Genomic DNA, 18,007 nt, shown 5'->3' with positions numbered 1-18,007 from the left:
GGCCGTAGCCCGTGGTTCAGGCCGCCGCAGCCAGACCGGGAGCAGGCTGCCTGCGCGCCAGCGCCACGCCGTCCTGGTCGAAGAGATAGGTGCAGTCGGGAGACACCGAGACGCGCAGGCGTTCGCCACGGGCGATGTGGGCATCCCCCGCGGCCTTGGCGACCAGCGGTTGACCGGCTGGCTCATCCAGATGCACGTAGGTCTGCTCGCCCAGGCGTTCCACCAACACCACCTCGCGGGTGATGCCGTACTGGCTCTGCTGGCCAGCAGGGCTGCCATGGCCGATCTCCATATGTTCGGGTCGCACGCCCAGCGTCAGCATCTGGCCCGGCTGTACGGCGCCCTGCGCGGCCACCAGCACAGTCTCGTCGCTGCTGGTCAGGCGCACCAGGATGCCCTGGTCCTGCACGCCGACCACCTGCACCGGCAGGAAGTTCATGCGCGGTGAACCGATGAAGCCGGCCACGAAGCGGTTACGCGGATGGTGGTACAGCTCCATGGGTGTACCGACCTGGGCGATGCTGCCGAAGCGTTGCGTGTCGGCTCCGGCATGCAGCAGCACGATGCGATCTGCCAGGGTCATGGCCTCGACCTGATCGTGCGTGACATAGACCACGCTGGCCTGTTCGAACTGGCGGTGCAGACGGGCGATCTCGATGCGGGTCTGGCTGCGCAGTGTGGCATCCAGGTTGGACAGCGGTTCGTCGAACAGGAACACGCCCGGACGTCGCACGATGGCACGTCCGATCGCCACCCGCTGGCGCTGGCCACCCGACAATTCCTTGGGCTTGCGCTGCAGCAGTTCTTCCAGCTGCAGGATGCGTGCAGCCTCGCGCACCTTCTGCTCGATCTCGACCTTGGGCAGCTTGGCCAGGGTCAGCCCGAAGCTCATGTTCTCGAACACCGTCATGTGCGGGAACAGCGCATAGCTCTGGAACACCATGGCCACCGAGCGCTGTGCCGACGGCACATCGTTGACACGGCGCCCACCGATGAAGAGATCACCGGAGGAGAGGTCTTCCAGCCCCGCGATCACCCGCAGCAGGGTCGACTTGCCACAGCCGGAAGGGCCAAGGAAGACACAGAATTCATGCTCGCCAATGTCGAGGTCCACATTGCGGATCACCGGCGGCGCATCGCCGTAGGCTTTTTGTGCTGCACGCAAGCTGATGCTGGCCATCACGTCTTCCTTACAGAAATGGATTGCAGGTCAGGACGCCGCAAGGGCAGGGCGGACGTCAGGTCGAGCCTGAGGTTAAGCGCTTAATCAAACTATCCAAAAAAAAGATCGCCTGAGTTTCCTGTGTGCAATCGGGGTTGTCTCCACGTCGTTGTTCTGATCGTGTTGCCGCCTTGGTGGCGGCAAATAATTTCGGTCGATCATACCCATCTTGAATCGGCCCTGCAACAACAATCCTGTAACCGCAGGCCGACAGGAAATTGTCAGCTGCCGGGCTATCGGCTCGCGCCGTGGTGGTGGACTGCGTTGACAAGCCCGACATAAGCGGATTGAATGCGAGGGCTTCCAACTCCATGCAGCCATGACCACCTTATCCGAAGTCGCCCGTCTGGCCGGTGTCACCTCGGCCACCGTCTCCAACGTCCTGCGCCAGCGCGGCAAGGTCGGCGAGCAGACGCGCCAGCGTGTGCTGGACGCAGTCGCCCAGCTCGGCTATCGGCCGCACCTGACGGCGCGCGCACTGGCCGAGGGACGGGCGCCGACGCTGGCGCTGGTGGTCTCCAGCATCGCCAACCCCTTCTATCCCGAGTTCGCCCTGGCCGCCGAACGTGCCGCGCGTGATCGTGGCCGCTTCCTGATCGTCTGCAACACCAATGACGATCCCGATATTGGCCGCGCCTATCTCGACCAGATCGCCGGCACCTTGTCCGATGGCGTGCTGATCATGAATGCCAACCTGCCCATGGATGAGCTGCGCAAGACCGAACAGCGCGGTGCACCGGTCGTGCTGTGCATGTGGGAAAAGCCCGATGCGCCGCCGGAGCTGCCCTGCATCGCAGTGGACTTCCATGAGGCCGGCGCAATCGCTGCGCGTCATCTGCTGGGGCTGGGTCACCAGTGTTTCGCCGCGCTGGTGGGCAGCAAGAAGAGCGGCATCCATGCCGAACGCTATCGCGGATTTTCCAGCGCCTGCGCGCAGGCCGGTCACACGCACCCGCTGCAGCGCACCCGTTACATCAACGACACCGTCGAGGCCGGCTATCGCGCCACCATGGAATTGCTCAAGGAACATCCACAGGTGACCGCCATCTTTGCCAGCAATGACCTGCCGGCACTGGGCGCGATGAATGCCATCGCCGATCTCGGGCTGAACGTGCCGCGTGACATTTCCGTCACCGGCATCACCGATATCCAGTGGGCGCGGGTCTCGCGTCCGGCCTTGACCACGGTGGCAGTGCCGACCGAAGAGGCGGCCCGCATGTCCATCGATCTGCTGCTGGCGCTGATCGAGCGCCGTAGCCCTTCGCCGGTGATGCGGGTGACCGCCACGCCGCAACTGGTGGAGCGCGCCTCGACCGCAGCGCCACGCAAGCGCAAGGGCTGATCAGCGCACCTGCAGGCTCTCCAGATACGCACAGAACATGTCGGCCATGGCTTCGCCATAGGCGCGGACGGCCTTGGGCTGTTGCGCGCTGCGCGAGAGATGTTCGCCCACCGAGCAGAGCGTGGTCATCACCAGTTCGCCAGCGCGCTTGCGTCGCGGTGCCGGCACGCCCGGCAGGGCCTCGCGCATGAAGGTCGCGATGATCGCATCCCACTCCTGGATCAAGGCTTCGGACTCCACCGCATCGCGATAGAGCGGTGCTGCATCGGCCAGCGCCAGCCTGACCTGGGCTTCCTCGAATTCGCTGCGGATGAAGGCATGCACCAGTTCCCGCAGTCGCCTCGCGGGTGGTTTGTGCTGGTCCTGCAGCAACTGGCGCACCATCCCGGTGGTCTGCTGCCATTCGTCGGCCTGCAGACGGAACAGGATGGCCGCCTTGTTGGGAAAATACTGGTACACCGATCCCACGCTCACACCGGCCCGCTCGGCCACCCGCGCGGTCGTGAACCGTTGCGCCCCCTCGCGTAGCAAAACCTGAACAGCCGCTTCGAGAATGGCGGCGACCAGCTCGGTCGAGCGGGCCTGCTGCGGCGTCTTGCGCAGGGAAATCTGGGGGCGGCGGGGTTTGGGCATGGTGCAGGAAGTGGTCGTAGGGAATGCGAATGGAAAACCTGACGAAATGATCGCATACTGCTTATCAACAGGATGTGACGGATTCGTCGCATTCTAGCCTGGGTGGCCGCGACCTTCAATCGGAACGGTGCAGGCCCGGCAGGCATCCTCACCTCGTCTATCTCCAAGGACATACCATGACTATCAAACCGGCTGACAAGCCTGCTTCCCTGACGCCGCTGGCCAGCCCCGGCGCGGCGTCCTTCATCGTCTTTCTCAGGCTCGCCCCGCTGACGCTGGCGGTCTTCATCGCCTTTCTCACCATCGGCCTGCAGTTGCCGGTATTGCCCCTGCATCTGAAGGATGCCCTGGGCATGAATGCCACCATGGTCGGCGTGGTGGTTGGCGCACAGTTCGCGGCAGCCCTGCTGTCCCGTGCCTGGGCCGGCAACCAGGCCGACCTGCACGGGGCCAAGCGCGCGGTGGTCATGGGCTTCATCGCCGCTGCGGTTTCGGCGCTGATCTATCTTGCTTCCCTGGCTCTGCTGGATCGACCTGCGCTGTCGGTGCTGGTCCTGCTCGCCGGCCGCGTGGTGCTGGCCCTGGGCGAGAGCCTGGTGGTCACCGGCACCATGAGCTGGGGCATTGCGCTGGTCGGTCCGCAGCATGGCGGCAAGGTCATGGCCTGGCTGGGTATCGCCATCTATGCCGCCATGGCCTGCGGAGCGCCGCTGGGGGTGGCGGTCAGCCATGTATATGGATTTGCCGGCATCTGCCTGGTGAGCCTGGCCATCGCCCTGCTGGCACTGGCGCTCATCGCCGGCCTGCGCCCGGTGGCACCCGGCGCCAGTCGTCGCACGCCCTTCTACAAGGTGTTGGGCGCGGTATGGCAACCTGGGCTGGGGCTGGCCCTGTCCAGTGTCGGATTCGGTGTCATCACTGCGTTCATCGCGCTGCTGTTCGCCGCACGTGGCTGGGGCGACTCATCGCTGGCCTTTACCAGCTTCGGCGTGGCCTTCATCATCGCCCGCCTGCTGTTTTCGCATCTGCCTGATCGCATCGGTGGCGCCAGGGTGGCACTGGTCTGCGTGCTGATCGAAGCCCTGGGTCAGTTGCTGATCTGGCAGGCCGATGCCAGCGCGCTGGCCTATGCCGGTGCAGCCCTGACCGGCTTCGGCTATTCGCTGGCCTTCCCCGGCTTCGGCGTGGAGGCGATGCGCCGCGCGCCACCCCAGACCCGTGGCCTAGCCATGGGCGCCTACGTGGCCTTCCTTGATCTGTCGCTGGGCGTCACCAGCCCCCTGGCCGGCGCATTGGCCAGCCAGGTGGGTGTGCAGGGTGTGTACCTGGCGGGAGCGGTCCTGGTGGGATTGTCGATGGTGGTGGCGCTGCATCTGATGCGCTCACCCGGCGAGGGGACATGAGCACCGTTGCGTAGCGCGTCAGTCCCTAGGGCGCTGACATGAAAACGCCGCTGTCTGTGCAGCGGCGTCATTGGTTTGCAGCGGGTCCTGCAGACTTCAGGCGTTGCGTGGATTGCGGCCGTGCTTGCGTTGGTACATGGCCTGGTCGGCCGCATGCAGCAGTGCGCTGAAGTCGCACATTTCGGAGGGCGTTACCGTGGCTGCGCCCAGGCTGATCTCGATATCGGTATGCGGCCACTTCACCCGTGCCACCGCCTGCTTGATGCGATCGGCAACCTGCTGTGCGCCGGTCTCGTCGGTATCGGGCAGGATCAGCGAAAACTCGTCGCCACCGTAGCGGGCCAGGAAATCGCTGGCACGCAGCGGTGAACGCAGCACCCTTGCCAGTTGCTGCAGCATGGCATCGCCGGCCGGGTGACCGTAGGTGTCGTTGTACTGCTTGAAATAATCCACATCCACCATCAGCATCGACAGCGGTCGCGCATTGCGCAGGTGGCGGGTCCATTCTTCGCGCAGGCGCGAATCGAAGCTGCGACGATTGCCGATGCCGGTCAAGGAGTCGGTCATGGTCTGCTGCTCCAGCTTCTGCATGGCGCGATGGCTGTCGAGCAGGGCTTCGAGCTGGCGGCCCAGCTTCAGGAAGGCATCACGTTGCGTAGCGGACAGGGCGCGTGGTTCGCGGTCCATCACGCACAGCGTGCCCATGATGTCGCCATTGCCCGACACCAGCGGCACGGCGGCGTAGAACCGCACCGGTGGGGTGCCATTGGCCAGGGCGCTGACAGCAAAACGTTCGACAGTACGCAGATCGGTGATTTCGGTCACCACGCCCGGCGTGCGGGCCGCCATGTCGCACAAGGAAAAGTCCACTGCATTGCGCAGCACGCCTGTCTGGCCGGGGAAGTGCCACCACTGGTTGCGGCTGTCGCCACGGCCGTTGATCACCGACAGATAGGGTTGCTGCAGGCCGATGTCGGGATGCAGCTGGCTGAACATGCCCATGGGAGTACCGCACACGCTGGAGGCCAGCGAGATGAAGTCGGAGAGTGCCGGTTCCAGCCAGGCGTCGGCGTCGCTGTCGGTGTGCGCCAGTTCGACGCGGGTGTCGGTCAGTCCGCGCTGGCGGCCTTGGGTACGCTGGAAGAGGGAGCGTTCGGGAGTGTACTGGGCGTGCAAATCTCGAATGTTCATGGCGCGTTGCTCGTGAGGGTTGGGTTTCGTTTTATTTGATTCACCGTCGGTGCTTCGTGTGAGGCAGTGGGGAGGACGGTGCAGGATGTTCTGGTGGTCTGGTGCGCGGACGGAAATATTTTTCTTCTTCATCAACCGTACATCACCGCACATCATGTTGCCCTGCGACATCAAGGTAGCAGATCACGTCCCGAAGTAAACCGCTTTGGAACATCCGCTTACAATTTATACCTCGTTGTAGCGGAAACGATGCCATTCCGATCACATAAGAACAGCTTCGCTGATCATGCCGACAATTGACGTTTTGCCAGTGTCTTCACGGCGATGCGTAACAATAAATTGCGCCCTCGGAAATGCCCATCGGACAGCGCCACTTTCGCGTGTCAGCGGATTCTTATATTGCTCTGCAATAGAGCGAAAAGAGGCGACATTCAGGCGTCGCCATGAGGCGACAAAATCATGTCGCCACAAGGTGACGATTAATGCTTGCAAAGCTGCGCGCTCGTAAATAAACTCTGCCGTTCCTTGTAGTGCCTGTTCACATCCGCAATCGGATATCAGGTGTGAACAGGCCCTAGATCCGATCAACGTTTTTGAAAGCAGAGATGTCGACCCAGCCCAAAGCAGGCGCAGTCCTGTTCGCCAAAGATGTAGCCCGCCTCGCCGCGTTCTATGCGCAGGTGCTGGCGGTGGTTCCCAAGCATGCCCATGCAGAAAAGGTAGTGATCGAGGCCGAGGATTTCCTGTTGGTGATCCATGCCATTCCGCCCGCCGCAGCAGCCACGTTGGAAATCAGCGCGCCACCGGTGTTGCGTGAGAACGTGCCGGTCAAGCTGTTCCTGCCGGTGCGCTCGCTGGCCCAGGCCAGGTTGAGCACGCAACAGCTCGGCGGTGGCATGAAGCCCGCCGACGCCGAATGGAGCGGGCCGGACTTCCGTGCCTGCGATGGCTTCGATCCGGAAGGCAATGTGGTGCAGTTCCGCGAAGTCGCACGCGAGCCGGCGCTGGCCTCCTGAGGACATTGCTGCTGACCTTGCAGAAGAACAATACCGGTCAGCGCACCCCCATCGACAGCACCAAAAAAGAAGCCGTCCGGCAAATACCGGACGGCTTTTTCGTTCCTGCGTTCCAGCACCCACGCAGATCAAGGGAACGCTTCCCCTCGCGTGCTGTGGGCGCTGCCGCGCTTACTGCACGGCAAGCTTGAAGTAGGTCTCGCGCTGCATGTCCACCACGTCCACCGTGATCTGCACCTGGGTCTGTGCCGGCCAGCTCTGGTCCTTCTGGATGGCCGCGCCCAGCAGGTCGGCGACCTGCTTCTTTTCTTCCAGCGTGCGGCCGGTCAGGATGGACAGGCGCAGTGCCACGAAGGCTCGCTTGGCATCGGCGGCGGTGCCGACGAGGTAGTCATCCAGACGCACGGCGCGCGCCTTGATGGCGTTTTCGTCAAAGTGCCCGCTGGCCACCAGTGCCTGGTTGAGCTTGAGCAGGGTGGGCTGTACGTCGAGGGTGAGATTGCCGGTGTATTCCACTACGAGATGGGGCATGGTGGTTCCAATCCTTGTTAGGTAGATGAGGGGTGTGCGGGCTAAGGCTGCCTGCGACTGTAAGCCAAAATCGCCGACGATGATATTGGTGTAAACGATTAGCTGGCCAGGTAAGCGGAAAGCTTGCCCAGGTCCACATTGCCGCCGCTGATGATCACGCCCACCCGCTTGCCCTGCAACTGGTCCTTTAACTTGCGGGCGGCAGCAAAGCCCAGGCAGCCGGTCGGCTCCACTACCATCTTCATGCGTTCGGCGAAGAAGCGCAGGCCGGCAATCAGTTCTGCGTCGCTGACGGTGTGGATGTCGTCCACCAGCTGGCGGATCACCTCGAAGGTGTACTTGCCCAGGTGCTGGGTCTGCGCACCATCGGCGATGGTCTTCGGGGTATCGATGTGGACCACATGACCGGCGCGCAGCGATTGCTGGCCATCATTGCCGGCCTCCGGTTCCACGCCGTAGATCTTGCAGTCCGGCGCCAGCGCGCGGGCCGCCAGTGCCGCACCCGACAGCAGGCCGCCGCCACCGACACAGACGAACAGCGCATCAAGCGGTCCGGTCTCCTGCAGCAATTCCAGCGTGGCCGTGCCCTGGCCGGCCATCACGTGCGGATGATCGTAGGGCGGGATCAGCGTCATCTTGCGCTCGGCCGCCAGGCGCGCACCGATGGCTTCGCGGTCTTCGGTGTAGCGGTCATAGGTGACCACTTCGGCGCCATAGCCACGGGTGGCGGCGACCTTGGCCGCCGGCGCATCCTGCGGCATCACGATCACTGCGGGGATGCCCAGCAACTGCGCGGCCAGCGCCGTCCCCTGTGCGTGATTGCCGGAAGAGAAGGTGATCACCCCGTGGCGACGCTGGTCTGCATCAAATTGTGACAGCGCATTCATCGCCCCACGGAACTTGAAGGCGCCCATGCGCTGGAAGTTTTCGCACTTGAAGAACAGTTGCGCGCCAAGCTCGGCGTCCGCAGTGCGCGAACGCAGCACCGGCGTCCTGTGCGCCCAGGGCTTGATGCGTTCGGCGGCCAGCAGGACATCGGCGAAGCTGGGCAATTCGGTGGCGCTGGAAACGGGGATCATGATTTTCCTTTGGAGGCAGGGTGGAGTCGATGAGAGTCGAAGGGAGTAGACAGGAGTCAGAGGGATTCGAGAGCGCAATCAGAAGGATGAGCCGACGTCGGTGCGGGGCGGGTCAGTCCTTCTCGTCGTTGTAGACCGTCGCACGTGAGACGCCCAGGTGCGCTGCCACGATCTCGGCCGCCCGGCGCACATCCATGCAGCCGCTCTGGCGCAGCTCGCGCATCAACTGGCGGCGGTCCTCGGCCTTGAGGCTGCGCGGCGTGGTCGACAGGCGCGTCGCAAAATCGTCGATACGACTGCGCAGGGCGTCCGCGCCGGCCGGCTCCAGCGTCTCGGCCACGCGCACCGCGCCATCGATGCCGCCGAACTGGCGCAGCATGCCCTGCAAGGCGCCGAACAGCGTCAGGTCGATGTTCATGCACAGCGCCGCCACGTACTTGCCATCGGCGTCCTTGATGCCGATCGACGTGCTCTTGGCCTGGCGCCCGTCGGGCAGGGTGTTGGCGTAGTTGGTCAGCACTTGCGGATAGCTTTCGTCGGCGATGCGTGCCAGGCCCAGTTCGGTGGTGGCGTCGCCCACTTCGCGCCCGGACAGGTTGTTGTGCAAGGCCACGATGGAATGGTCCGCATCGCGCAGGTCGTGCAGCACCACTTCGCAGAAGGGGGCGAAGGTCTCGCCCAGCCCAAGGGCCACCTGCTGCAATTGCGACAGCAGCAGGGCATGGTCGGGACGGTCGGGTTTCTTTTTGCGGGAGCGTGAAGTCATGCAATACATATTATCTAAAATTAGACTTTACGTATACTCCGCCGCAGCTTGCCTTGCGCAGCCCGGGCCGGCGCTTGCTATCATGAGCATCCGTTCATACGAGGTTGGCGATGCTGACGACCTCCCGTTCCGAGAGTCCGGCCCATGCGAGACCTGCCCCCCACCGCCACCTTGCGCGCCTTCGAAGTCGCGACCCGGCACGCCACCTTCACCGCCGCCTCCGAGGAATTGCACGTCACCCAGAGCGCGGTCAGCCACCAGCTGCGGCATCTGGAAAAACTCTGGGGTGTGCAGTTGTTCCAGCGTGGCAAGTCGCTCACGCTGACTCCAGCCGGCGCGGCGCTGGCGCCGGTGGTGCGGGAGTTCTTCATGAAGCTGGAATCCACCCTGGGCGAACTGCGTGAGCAGAATGGACGCGTCAGGCTCAAGGTCAGCACCACCTATTCCTTCGCGCTCAAGTGGCTGTTGCCGCGACTTCCCGATCTGGCGCAGGACCATCCCGACATCCTGGTCACGCTGGAGACCACCGACGCCGCCATCCGCTTCATGCCCGGCGAGCCGGACGTGGCCATCCGCTTTGGTACCGGACCCTACCCGGGCCTGTTCTCGGAGTTCCTGTTCCGCGAACAGATCTTCCCGGTGGTCAGCCCGGGCTTGCTGCAGCGCCTGGGCAAGCCGCACAAGCCGGCCGACCTGCTGCGCTATCCCCTGCTCACCCGTGCCGGCGCCGACATGGTGCCCAAGTGGGACCTGTGGTTCCAGCAAGCCGGCGTGACGGCACCGGCCTTGCGCGAGAACGTACGGCTGGCCGATACCAACATGACCATCGAAGCAGCCCTGCTGGGCCAGGGCGTGGCCCTGGCCCGCAGCGGCCATGTGGAGCAGGAGCTGGCCAGCGGTAGCCTGGTCAGGCTGTTCACGCTGGCCCTGCCTTCGCCCCTGGCCTACTACTTCGTCTGCCCCCAGGGCGTGGAGGTGCAGCCGCATGTGGCCAGCTTCCGCGCGTGGATGATGGCGCAATCCCTGCAGGCGGCACAAGGCTATTGACCTTGATGACCGCGTGGCATGAGCAATTGCTCATGTGGGGATGAGGAGACTTCGCTTGGGTCCGCGCCCGGTCGTGCTTACCATGGTGCATGTCCCTGCCCATCGTATTGCTCATCCTCTTCGCCGCCTTCCTGCATGCCGCCTGGAACGCCTTGCTGCGTGCCGGCGGCGACCGCCTCTGGTCGATGACCGTAATGTGCATGGCAGTGGCGCTGGCCAGCCTCGCTGCCATGCCCTTCCTGGCTTCGCCGCTAGCGGCCAGCTGGCCCTATGCAGCCGGCTCGGCGCTGCTGCATGTCGGTTACAACCTGTTCCTGGTGCGCAGCTACCGGGCCGGTGAGCTGGGCCAGACCTATCCGATCGCACGCGGATGTTCGCCGGTGCTGGTGACCCTGGGTGCCGCCGTCTTTGCAGGTGAACAGATGAGCGCGGTGGTTCTGCTGGGTATCGTACTGGTGTCGGGTGGCATCGTAGCCCTGGCGTTTCGCCGAGGCGGGCTGGCGCTGCCGGGCCTGCCTTATGCGCTGGCGACCGGTTGTTTCATTGCGGCCTACAGCGTGGTCGATGGCATCGGCGTGCGTCTTTCGGGGGCGCCGCTGGCCTATACCGCGTGGATGTCAGCGGGCTGGGGACTGCTCATGCCGCTGGTCTACCTCGCGCTGCGCCGCCCACGCGGCCTGCGTGTGATCTTCATGTTGCAGCCGGGATTCGCTCGCGCCTTTGCCGGGGGACTGGTCTCGCTGCTGGCCTATGGCATCGTCATCTACGCCATGGACCTGGCACCGATGGGCGCGGTCTCGGCACTGCGCGAGACCAGCGTGCTGTTCGCGGCGCTGATCGGCTACCTGTTCCTGGGTGAATCCCTAGGCCTGGCGCGCCTGCTGGCGTGCGCCGCCATCGCTGCCGGCACGGTCCTGATCGGCTGAAGCGGACATGGGCTCCAGGCGCCGCCAGACAGGTTTCACGTTTTACTTTTTCGGAGAACGACCATGTCCGTCCCTTCCTCATCCCCTCTGATCCTCATCACCGGCGGCAGCCGTGGCATGGGCGCCGCCACGGCCCGGCTGGCCGCTGCACGCGGCTACGATGTCGCGCTGAGCTATCTCGCCAACGAGCAGGCGGCGCAATCCGTCGCAGACGACGTGCGCAGGCTGGGCCAGCGCGCCCTGGCGGTGCAGGCCGACAGCGCCGATCCGGAGCAGGTGGCCAGGCTCTTCGCCGCCATCGATGACAGCTTCGGACGCATCGATGTGCTGGTCAACAATGCCGCGATGCTGGAGCGCCAGTCACGGCTGGAAGACCTGGGCTACGCACGCATGCAGCGTGTCTTCGCGGTCAACGCCATCGGTCCCATGCTGTGCGCCCAGCAGGCGCTGCGGCGCATGGCCTATCGCTACCAGGGACGCGGCGGCGCGGTGGTCAATATTTCCTCGGCCTCGGCCCGGCTCGGCAGCCCCAATGAATATGTCGACTACGCTGCCTCCAAGGGCGCGCTGGAGACCTTCACCACCGGCTTCGCCAAGGAAGTGGCTCGCGAAGGCATCCGCGTGAACTGTGTCCGGCCGGGACACATCTATACCGAGATGCATGCCAGCGGCGGCGAGCCGGATCGGGTCAACCGGGTCAGGGAAAGTATCCCGATGGGCCGGGGCGGCCAGCCCGAAGAGGTGGCGCGCGCCGTCCTGTGGCTGGCCAGCGAAGAAGCATCGTTCATCACCGGCACCTTTCTTGATGTCACCGGCGGCAAGTGAGCCGCCGGCCACTGCCTCAGGCATAGACCGCGCCGAACCGGTTGGCCAGTAGATCCGGCAGGGCGATCTGCTCCTGCCGGATGAAGCCCCGGGCCGGCAGCCTGCCTTCGCGGAACAGGTCCAGCGCCGCACAGACACCGGCTGCGGTGCTGGCCTGGATGGCGCTCTGCCAGCGGCCATCGGACTGCCGCGCAAAGATCTTGCGGGTGAAGACCTCTTGCATCAGCTTGCCATCGCGCAGCCCGCTCACGGTGACGAACACCAGTACCACGTCCTGCATGGTGGCCGGCACGCTCTTGCGCAGGATGTCCTTGAGCAGGGCCTGGTCATGGCGCAGGCCAAGATCGCCCAGCAGGAATTTCATGCGCTGCTGGTGACCGGGATAGCGCACCGACTTGTAGTCCAGATTGCGCACCTTGCCGGCCAGCGTCTCGCACAGGCTGCCCAGGCCACCGGAGGTATTGAAGGCTTCGTACTCGACACCGTCCAGTGAAAAATGTTCGAGGTCGGCCAGGGCGTCGACGCTGACCCGCTCGCCATCGCGCAGCGCCGCGCAGGGATGGCAGTATTCGTTGATGAGACCGTCCACGCTCCAGGTCAGGTTGTACTTCAATTCATTGGTGGGGAACTGCGGCAGGGCGCCCACCCGCATCTTGATGTCGTGTACCTCGTCGAAACCGGCCGCCAGGTGATGCGCGGCGATGCCGATGAAGCCCGGCGCCAGTCCGCATTGCGGCATGAAGACGGTGGGGGCATCCGTCGCCAGCGCTGCAATCGCTGCGGTCGCCTGCACATCTTCGGTCAGGTCGAAATAGTGGGTGCCGGTCTGGCGCGCCACCGTCGCCACCGGCACCGCCATGTGATAGGGCAGGGCATTGACGACCACATCGGCCTGACGCAGCAGTGCCGCCAGTGCCTGTGGGTCGGTGGAATCGACCACCGTCTTTTCGATATTCAGGCCTGAGACTGCCTGCAAGGCGTGGGCGTCGCGGTCGGCGATGGTGACGCTGTAGTCGTGGGTGTGGTGACCAGTGCGGCCATCACCGGCAGTGGCCAGCAGGCGGGCGATGGTCTGGCCGATGTGGCCGGAGCCGAGGAGGACGGTACGCATGATGACTCTCCAGAATGAAGGTGAACGGATGATTCATTCTAGGTAGCCGTCACGACAGAATACATTGGCAGATCGTCAGAAAGCAGCAATATTGCAGACGATATGTAGCGTCAATTAGTCACTATGTAGCGTCAGCGGGTCTTGGCCACATCGCCCCGGTCGATCTTGCGCGCCAGCACCACCGAGGTCGTGGTCTTGATGACGCCTTCCATCTCGCCGATCTGGTCAAGGATCTTGTCCAGTTGTTCGGGAGTGCCCACGCGCAGCCAGGCGACGTAATCGAACTCGCCGCTGACGGCACACAATTGCTGGACTTCGGCGATGCGCCCGAAGCGGCGGACCACATCGCGCCCGGCGCGCGGCTGCACCGTGACGCCCACATAGGCTTGCAGACTGGGATCGACCACGTCGTTTCCGAGCTTGAGGGTATAGCCGCCGATCACGCCTGCCTGCTCCAGCCGGGCGATGCGTGCAATCACGGTGGTGCGCGCCACGCCCAGACGGCGGGCAATCTCGGCCACCGGTTCCCGGGCATTCAGTTGCAGGATGGAGAGCAGTTGTCGGTCGATGTCGTCGAGGTGGTCCAGCCTGATCATTTCCGGTTCTCCTGTCCTGTTGATGGATACGACACAATGACGAAATGGCGCTACAGAGCGTCAGTGTAGTCCAGGATCAGATAGGAGAGGAGCCGGCCCACATACCTGCCATGGTCGCTGTCATGGAGCCGACATGCCCAGGTGGTAATCTACGCAGCCTGCCACCCACTGCAACCGGGCCGCCGTGGCCCTACTGCCGGGAATGACATCGATGCGACCATTCTCTTGCCTGCTCCTGATCTGCCCTCTCTTGCTGCTGTGCAGCCCGTCCGCCACCGCAGCCGCCGATCCCCACAAGCTGTGGGAAATCACCAGCCAGCAATGTGTGCCATCCATGCAGGAGCGGGGGCAGCCGCAGCCCTGCGCCATGGTGGACCTGCAACGCGGCTTCGTGATCCTGAAGGATCTGGTGGGTCCGGCCCAGTACCTGCTGATGCCGACCCGGCGCCTGACCGGTATCGAAAGTCCGGAACTGTTAAGGGAGGATGCGCCCCGCTACTGGGCCTACGCCTGGGAACAGCGCTGGCGCGTGGCGCAGACGCTGGGGCGCCCGCTGGAAGATGAGCAGTTGGGTGTGGAAATCAACTCCGCCGCCGCACGTTCGCAATTGCACCTGCATCTGCACATGGACTGCATGCGGCGCGACGTTGCCGCCAGCCTGGCCGGGCATCGCGACGATCCGTTGAAGCAGTGGCTACCCTGGCATTTCGAGGGCCATCGTTATTGGGTCATGCGCCTGCCTGCCGATGCGCTGCAGCAGGATGATCCCTTCCGGCTGGCCGCCGCCCGCAGCACCTATGCAGCCGCCAACATGGCCTCGCAGTCCTTGCTGCTGACCGGGGTGCGCCTGGCCGACGGCAGTGCCGGCTTCTTCCTGGTCAACATGCCGGTCAACTTCGCCCTGCAGGAGCCGGGCAGCGCCGAAGTCCTGATGGACCACGACTGCCGCTGGTAGCGGAGCAGATCACTCCCCCAGCCCTCAGTTCCTCAGTTCCTCAGTCGGACAGCTCCTGTACCAGCGTATCGAACACCAGGCGCAGCCGTGGCGGCACCGGGCCGCGCTGCGGGCGGTACAGATAGGTATCCCAGGGTTCCGGTTCATGTTCCCCCAGCACCGGCACCAGGCGTCCGGCGGCGATGTCGTCATCGCACAGGAAGCCCGCAATCTGACCGATGGCCATGCCATCCCTGACCAGCAGGTATTCCGCTTCCGAGTCATCGCAGACGAAGCGCGCATGGTCGGCGTTCATCTGGCGATCCCCGGCAAACATCCATGGCCACAGCCGGCCGGTGTCGCGGTCGAGAATGCCGGTACAGGGCAGGGCGGGCAGGTCTTCCAGCCTGGCGGGGGTACCGTGGCGGCGCAGGAAGCGCGGGGTGGCTACGACATGAAAGCGGGTCTTGCCCAGCCGGCGCACCACGAAGCGGTTGTCGCGCAACGCCCCCACGCGGATGCCGATGTCGATCTTTTCGCCGACCACGTCGGCACGCTGGTCGGTCAGGCGCAGGTCGAAGCGCAGGCCGGGATGGGCGTTGGCCAGCCTTTCCACGATGGGCAACAGGCGACTGCGCCCCAGTGCCGAGGGCGCGGCCAGTCGCACCACGCCGCTCATGTCGTCCGGCGGGCTGGCCGGATCCGGGGCGAACAGGCCATCAAGCTGCTGCAGGCTGGTGCGGGCGCGTTCGGCCAGTTGTTCGCCGAAGCTGGTGATGCGCACCTGGCGGGTGTTGCGGTGGAACAGCATCTCGCCCTGCAGCCGCTCCAGCTCCTGGATCGCGCGGGTGACCGCCTGCGGCGAAATGCCGAGATGGATGGCGGCATCCTTGAAGCTGCCGGCGTCGGCGGCTGCACAGAAGATACGCAGCATCTCCAGTCGGTTGAGCATGATGATTCCTTGAATTGGAATTCTGTAATCTTATCATTTCCATTGTTTGGCATAGTCGCCGTGACCATAATCCGTCCATCGATATGCAGTAACCGCAGCAACCACAGCATCCGCAGCACCGACAGCATCAGCAACACACATAGGCAGACATTCACACTATCCATGGAAAGGGATTCATCATGAGCAACAACATCAAGAACAAGGTCATCGTCATCACCGGCGCCAGCAGTGGACTGGGCGAAACCACGGCGCGCCATCTGGCCTCCCTGGGCGCACGGCTGGTACTGGGTGCGCGTCGCACCGAGCGCCTGCAGAAATTGGTGGCCGACATCACCGCCGCCGGTGGCGAGGCCATTGCGGTGACCACCGACGTCGCCCGCCGCGCCGATGTGGAAGCGCTGGTGGCGCAGGGCGTGCAGCACTTCGGCCGCATCGATGTGCTGGTCAACAATGCCGGCATCATGCCGCTGGCACCGATGGCCAAGCTCAAGGTCGAGGAATGGGACCGCATGATCGACGTCAACATCAAGGGCGTGCTCTACGGCGTGGCCGCTGCACTGCCACGTTTCTCCGCCCAGGGCTCGGGTCACATCATCAATGTGGCCTCGGTGGCCGGGATCAAGGTCTTCGCCGGTATGGGAACCGTGTATAGCGCCACCAAATTTGCCGTGCGTGCACTTTCCGAGGGCCTGCGTACCGAAGCACCGGAGGGCGTGCGCACCACCATCATTTCCCCGGGGGCGGTGGATTCCGAACTGAAGACGCATAGCAGCGACCAGGAAACCTCGGCCGCCGTGCAGGCCTGGTACGAAGCCAACCAGATTCCCGCCGATTCGGTGGCCCGTGCCATCGCCTATGCCATCGAGCAGCCGGAGAATGTGGACATCAGTGAAGTGGTGCTGCGTCCGGTGGCCCAGGAATTCTAAGTTTTCCACAGGCCTCAGGCGATCCGCTGCCATAGAAGGCGTCGGGACGGCAGACATGCCGCCCGGCGCCTTTTGTCGTCCTGACATTGTCGCCACGGCAAGGAAATGCGCACGGCATGTTGCTTGCTTCAAACGCTGCCGGACATCCGTGCAGACAAGCACGGTGCTTTTCTATATGATTGCCGGCCGAAAAAACAAGGAGTGATCGATGGCGATGGCGAACGCGTGCGGTGTGGATTTCGGCACCTCCAATTCCACCGTCGGCTGGCTGCGCCCGGATGCGGGGGATTCCCTGCTGCTGCCGCTGGAAGAAGGCCGTGCGACGCTGCCATCGGTCGTGTTCTTCAACGCCGACGAGAACAGCTTCAGCTATGGTCGCGCCGGACTGGGGGAATACCTGGCCGGCTATGAAGGCCGCCTGATGCGCTCGCTCAAGAGCCTGCTGGGCTCCGGTGCCATCGATGGCCAGACCGAGGTCGGCGGTCGGGCGCTGCCGTATCGTGGCCTGCTGTCGCAGTTCATCGGTGAATTGAAGCAGCGCGCCCAGCGTGCCGCCGGCACCTCGTTCTCCAGCGTGGTGCTGGGGCGTCCGGTGCATTTCGTGGACGACGATGCGGCTGCCGACCAGCTGGCGCAGGATACGCTGGAAGAGATCGCGCGTGACGTCGGTTTCAAGGACATCGCCTTCCAGTTCGAACCGATCGCCGCCGCCTTCGACTACGAGTCGCGCATCGACCGGGAAGAGCTGGTCCTGATCGTCGACATCGGCGGGGGTACCTCCGACTTTTCGCTGGTGCGCCTGTCGCCGCAGCGGGCGCAGCGCAGCGAGCGCCGTGACGACATCCTGGCCAATGGCGGCGTGCACATCGGCGGCACCGACTTCGACAAGTATTTCAGCCTGGCCTGCGTCATGCCGCTGCTCGGCCTGGGCGGCCGCCTGCAGGGCAATGCCGAGATCCCCTCCAGCTATTACTTCAACCTGGCCACCTGGCACACCATCAACCAGCTCTACACCCGCAAGGCCTGGCAGCAATTGCAGGACGTGGGGCGCGAGGTGGCCGACCGCGAGCGCTTCTCCCGCCTGCTTGATGTGGTGGAGCAGCGCTGCGGCCACTGGCTGGCCCTGCAGGTGGAAGCCGGCAAGATCGCGCTGTCCTCGGCGGAGCAGACCGTGCTGGACCTGGAGCGCCTGCGCAATCCAGAGCAGCTGCAATTGCAGCGCAGCGATTTCGATGCCGCCGTCGACCACCTGGTGCAGACGGTGGAGCAGACCGTGCTGGCGCTCTTGAAGCAGGCCGGCCTGCGCGCCGACGATATCGACAGCGTGTTCTTCACCGGTGGCTCCAGCGGCGTGCGCCTGCTGCGCGAACGCATCGCGGCCCTGGCGCCCAAGGCACGCCATGTGGAAGGTGACCTGTTCGGCAGCATCGGCAGTGGCCTGGCCATCGACGCGGCGCGCAAGTTTGGTTGAACTGCGGCCTTTCGTGTCGCGATAGCTGCTATACAA

The 18,007-nt window shown here is 64.3% G+C and carries 19 protein-coding genes; 9 read left to right on the top strand and 10 right to left on the bottom strand.

The features are described 5' to 3' along the window. Positions 1–16: 16 nt before the first annotated feature. Positions 17–1,180: an ABC transporter ATP-binding protein gene (locus ACEOAC_RS24030; RefSeq protein WP_413444325.1), complete on the bottom strand. Its 1,164-nt coding sequence runs from the start codon at positions 1,178–1,180 to the stop codon at positions 17–19. 58 nt (positions 1,181–1,238) lie between these two features. Next, complete coding sequence (locus ACEOAC_RS24025; RefSeq protein WP_413444326.1) at positions 1,239–1,535, bottom strand: hypothetical protein; 297 nt, start codon at positions 1,533–1,535, stop codon at positions 1,239–1,241. Positions 1,536–1,541: 6 nt separating this feature from the next. Here ACEOAC_RS24025 and ACEOAC_RS24020 point away from each other — a divergent pair, with 6 nt between their 5' ends. Then, the gene (locus ACEOAC_RS24020; RefSeq protein WP_413444327.1) at positions 1,542–2,564 is read left to right on the top strand and encodes a LacI family DNA-binding transcriptional regulator; all 1,023 of its coding nucleotides are present in this window, start codon (positions 1,542–1,544) and stop codon (positions 2,562–2,564) included. Here ACEOAC_RS24020 and ACEOAC_RS24015 read toward each other — a convergent pair whose 3' ends face one another. Further along, complete coding sequence (locus ACEOAC_RS24015) at positions 2,565–3,197, bottom strand: TetR family transcriptional regulator (RefSeq protein WP_241813610.1); 633 nt, start codon at positions 3,195–3,197, stop codon at positions 2,565–2,567. Positions 3,198–3,373: 176 nt separating this feature from the next. Here ACEOAC_RS24015 and ACEOAC_RS24010 point away from each other — a divergent pair, with 176 nt between their 5' ends. Continuing rightward, the gene (locus ACEOAC_RS24010) at positions 3,374–4,600 is read left to right on the top strand and encodes an arabinose transporter (RefSeq protein ID WP_413444328.1); all 1,227 of its coding nucleotides are present in this window, start codon (positions 3,374–3,376) and stop codon (positions 4,598–4,600) included. Positions 4,601–4,696: 96 nt separating this feature from the next. Here the strand turns inward: ACEOAC_RS24010 and ACEOAC_RS24005 are convergent, their stop codons facing one another. Beyond that, entirely contained in the window at positions 4,697–5,791 is a 1,095-nt protein-coding gene (locus ACEOAC_RS24005) for a GGDEF domain-containing protein (protein ID WP_241813608.1), read from the bottom strand. A 605-nt stretch (positions 5,792–6,396) separates the two neighbouring features. Between ACEOAC_RS24005 and ACEOAC_RS24000 the strand changes: the two genes are divergently transcribed. Further along, positions 6,397–6,807, top strand: a complete 411-nt coding sequence (locus tag ACEOAC_RS24000) for a hypothetical protein (RefSeq protein WP_006464087.1) — start codon at positions 6,397–6,399, stop codon at positions 6,805–6,807. 171 nt (positions 6,808–6,978) lie between these two features. Here ACEOAC_RS24000 and ACEOAC_RS23995 read toward each other — a convergent pair whose 3' ends face one another. The 3 genes from ACEOAC_RS23995 to ACEOAC_RS23985 form a co-directional block, all read right to left on the bottom strand. Then, positions 6,979–7,338: a 5-carboxymethyl-2-hydroxymuconate Delta-isomerase gene (locus ACEOAC_RS23995; protein ID WP_077235840.1), complete on the bottom strand. Its 360-nt coding sequence runs from the start codon at positions 7,336–7,338 to the stop codon at positions 6,979–6,981. A 98-nt stretch (positions 7,339–7,436) separates the two neighbouring features. Continuing rightward, a complete protein-coding gene (locus ACEOAC_RS23990) occupies positions 7,437–8,417 on the bottom strand; it encodes a threo-3-hydroxy-L-aspartate ammonia-lyase (protein ID WP_006464085.1) in 981 nt (326 codons plus the stop codon). A 112-nt stretch (positions 8,418–8,529) separates the two neighbouring features. Next, positions 8,530–9,192 carry a transcriptional regulator gene (locus ACEOAC_RS23985; protein ID WP_039875813.1) on the bottom strand — a complete coding sequence of 221 codons (663 nt, stop codon included), beginning with the start codon at positions 9,190–9,192 and terminating at the stop codon, positions 8,530–8,532. A 135-nt stretch (positions 9,193–9,327) separates the two neighbouring features. On the opposite strand from ACEOAC_RS23985, the gene gcvA reads away from it, so the two are divergent. From gcvA to ACEOAC_RS23970, 3 genes are all read left to right on the top strand, one after another. After that, positions 9,328–10,230: a transcriptional regulator GcvA gene (gene gcvA / locus ACEOAC_RS23980; RefSeq protein ID WP_413444169.1), complete on the top strand. Its 903-nt coding sequence runs from the start codon at positions 9,328–9,330 to the stop codon at positions 10,228–10,230. An 89-nt stretch (positions 10,231–10,319) separates the two neighbouring features. Beyond that, positions 10,320–11,156 (top strand): EamA family transporter, encoded by an 837-nt coding sequence (locus ACEOAC_RS23975; RefSeq protein WP_413444170.1) that lies wholly within the window; start codon positions 10,320–10,322, stop codon positions 11,154–11,156. Between the two features lie 63 nt (positions 11,157–11,219). Continuing rightward, positions 11,220–11,981, top strand: a complete 762-nt coding sequence (locus tag ACEOAC_RS23970; RefSeq protein ID WP_182993534.1) for a glucose 1-dehydrogenase — start codon at positions 11,220–11,222, stop codon at positions 11,979–11,981. A 16-nt stretch (positions 11,982–11,997) separates the two neighbouring features. On the opposite strand, the gene ACEOAC_RS23965 is transcribed toward ACEOAC_RS23970, so the two are convergent. Continuing rightward, complete coding sequence (locus ACEOAC_RS23965; RefSeq protein WP_413444171.1) at positions 11,998–13,092, bottom strand: saccharopine dehydrogenase family protein; 1,095 nt, start codon at positions 13,090–13,092, stop codon at positions 11,998–12,000. A 131-nt stretch (positions 13,093–13,223) separates the two neighbouring features. Then, positions 13,224–13,688, bottom strand: coding sequence for an Lrp/AsnC family transcriptional regulator (locus tag ACEOAC_RS23960; RefSeq protein ID WP_241813603.1), 465 nt, complete (start codon positions 13,686–13,688; stop codon positions 13,224–13,226). A gap of 211 nt (positions 13,689–13,899) precedes the next feature. On the opposite strand from ACEOAC_RS23960, the gene ACEOAC_RS23955 reads away from it, so the two are divergent. Further along, positions 13,900–14,643 (top strand): CDP-diacylglycerol diphosphatase, encoded by a 744-nt coding sequence (locus ACEOAC_RS23955; protein WP_413444172.1) that lies wholly within the window; start codon positions 13,900–13,902, stop codon positions 14,641–14,643. A 40-nt stretch (positions 14,644–14,683) separates the two neighbouring features. Here ACEOAC_RS23955 and ACEOAC_RS23950 read toward each other — a convergent pair whose 3' ends face one another. Continuing rightward, the gene (locus tag ACEOAC_RS23950) at positions 14,684–15,574 is read right to left on the bottom strand and encodes a LysR family transcriptional regulator (RefSeq protein WP_413444173.1); all 891 of its coding nucleotides are present in this window, start codon (positions 15,572–15,574) and stop codon (positions 14,684–14,686) included. Positions 15,575–15,753: 179 nt separating this feature from the next. Between ACEOAC_RS23950 and ACEOAC_RS23945 the strand changes: the two genes are divergently transcribed. Both ACEOAC_RS23945 and ACEOAC_RS23940 read left to right on the top strand, forming a co-directional pair. After that, entirely contained in the window at positions 15,754–16,500 is a 747-nt protein-coding gene (locus tag ACEOAC_RS23945; protein ID WP_077235831.1) for an SDR family oxidoreductase, read from the top strand. Between the two features lie 214 nt (positions 16,501–16,714). Beyond that, the gene (locus ACEOAC_RS23940) at positions 16,715–17,971 is read left to right on the top strand and encodes an Hsp70 family protein (protein ID WP_039875855.1); all 1,257 of its coding nucleotides are present in this window, start codon (positions 16,715–16,717) and stop codon (positions 17,969–17,971) included. The last annotated feature ends 36 nt before the right edge of the window (positions 17,972–18,007 follow it).

Source organism: Herbaspirillum frisingense (assembly GCF_047325095.1).
Lineage (GTDB): Bacteria > Pseudomonadota > Gammaproteobacteria > Burkholderiales > Burkholderiaceae_D > Herbaspirillum > Herbaspirillum frisingense.
Note: the sequence above shows the minus strand (reverse complement) of the source record. Positions and strands in the feature narration are given on the sequence as shown.

Excerpts from the sequence above, each read along its gene's own strand:
- ACEOAC_RS24030 (WP_413444325.1), bottom strand. The coding sequence starts at position 1,180 with ATGGCCAGCATCAGCTTGCGTGCAGCACAAAAAGCCTACGGCGATGCG.
- ACEOAC_RS24025 (WP_413444326.1), bottom strand. The coding sequence starts at position 1,535 with ATGGAGTTGGAAGCCCTCGCATTCAATCCGCTTATGTCGGGCTTGTCA.
- ACEOAC_RS24020 (WP_413444327.1), top strand. The coding sequence starts at position 1,542 with ATGACCACCTTATCCGAAGTCGCCCGTCTGGCCGGTGTCACCTCGGCC.
- ACEOAC_RS24015 (WP_241813610.1), bottom strand. The coding sequence starts at position 3,197 with ATGCCCAAACCCCGCCGCCCCCAGATTTCCCTGCGCAAGACGCCGCAG.
- ACEOAC_RS24010 (WP_413444328.1), top strand. The coding sequence starts at position 3,374 with ATGACTATCAAACCGGCTGACAAGCCTGCTTCCCTGACGCCGCTGGCC.
- ACEOAC_RS24005 (WP_241813608.1), bottom strand. The coding sequence starts at position 5,791 with ATGAACATTCGAGATTTGCACGCCCAGTACACTCCCGAACGCTCCCTC.
- ACEOAC_RS24000 (WP_006464087.1), top strand. The coding sequence starts at position 6,397 with ATGTCGACCCAGCCCAAAGCAGGCGCAGTCCTGTTCGCCAAAGATGTA.
- ACEOAC_RS23995 (WP_077235840.1), bottom strand. The coding sequence starts at position 7,338 with ATGCCCCATCTCGTAGTGGAATACACCGGCAATCTCACCCTCGACGTA.
- ACEOAC_RS23990 (WP_006464085.1), bottom strand. The coding sequence starts at position 8,417 with ATGATCCCCGTTTCCAGCGCCACCGAATTGCCCAGCTTCGCCGATGTC.
- ACEOAC_RS23985 (WP_039875813.1), bottom strand. The coding sequence starts at position 9,192 with ATGTATTGCATGACTTCACGCTCCCGCAAAAAGAAACCCGACCGTCCC.
- gcvA (WP_413444169.1), top strand. The coding sequence starts at position 9,328 with ATGCGAGACCTGCCCCCCACCGCCACCTTGCGCGCCTTCGAAGTCGCG.
- ACEOAC_RS23975 (WP_413444170.1), top strand. The coding sequence starts at position 10,320 with ATGTCCCTGCCCATCGTATTGCTCATCCTCTTCGCCGCCTTCCTGCAT.
- ACEOAC_RS23970 (WP_182993534.1), top strand. The coding sequence starts at position 11,220 with ATGTCCGTCCCTTCCTCATCCCCTCTGATCCTCATCACCGGCGGCAGC.
- ACEOAC_RS23965 (WP_413444171.1), bottom strand. The coding sequence starts at position 13,092 with ATGCGTACCGTCCTCCTCGGCTCCGGCCACATCGGCCAGACCATCGCC.
- ACEOAC_RS23960 (WP_241813603.1), bottom strand. The coding sequence starts at position 13,688 with ATGATCAGGCTGGACCACCTCGACGACATCGACCGACAACTGCTCTCC.
- ACEOAC_RS23955 (WP_413444172.1), top strand. The coding sequence starts at position 13,900 with ATGCGACCATTCTCTTGCCTGCTCCTGATCTGCCCTCTCTTGCTGCTG.
- ACEOAC_RS23950 (WP_413444173.1), bottom strand. The coding sequence starts at position 15,574 with ATGCTCAACCGACTGGAGATGCTGCGTATCTTCTGTGCAGCCGCCGAC.
- ACEOAC_RS23945 (WP_077235831.1), top strand. The coding sequence starts at position 15,754 with ATGAGCAACAACATCAAGAACAAGGTCATCGTCATCACCGGCGCCAGC.
- ACEOAC_RS23940 (WP_039875855.1), top strand. The coding sequence starts at position 16,715 with ATGGCGAACGCGTGCGGTGTGGATTTCGGCACCTCCAATTCCACCGTC.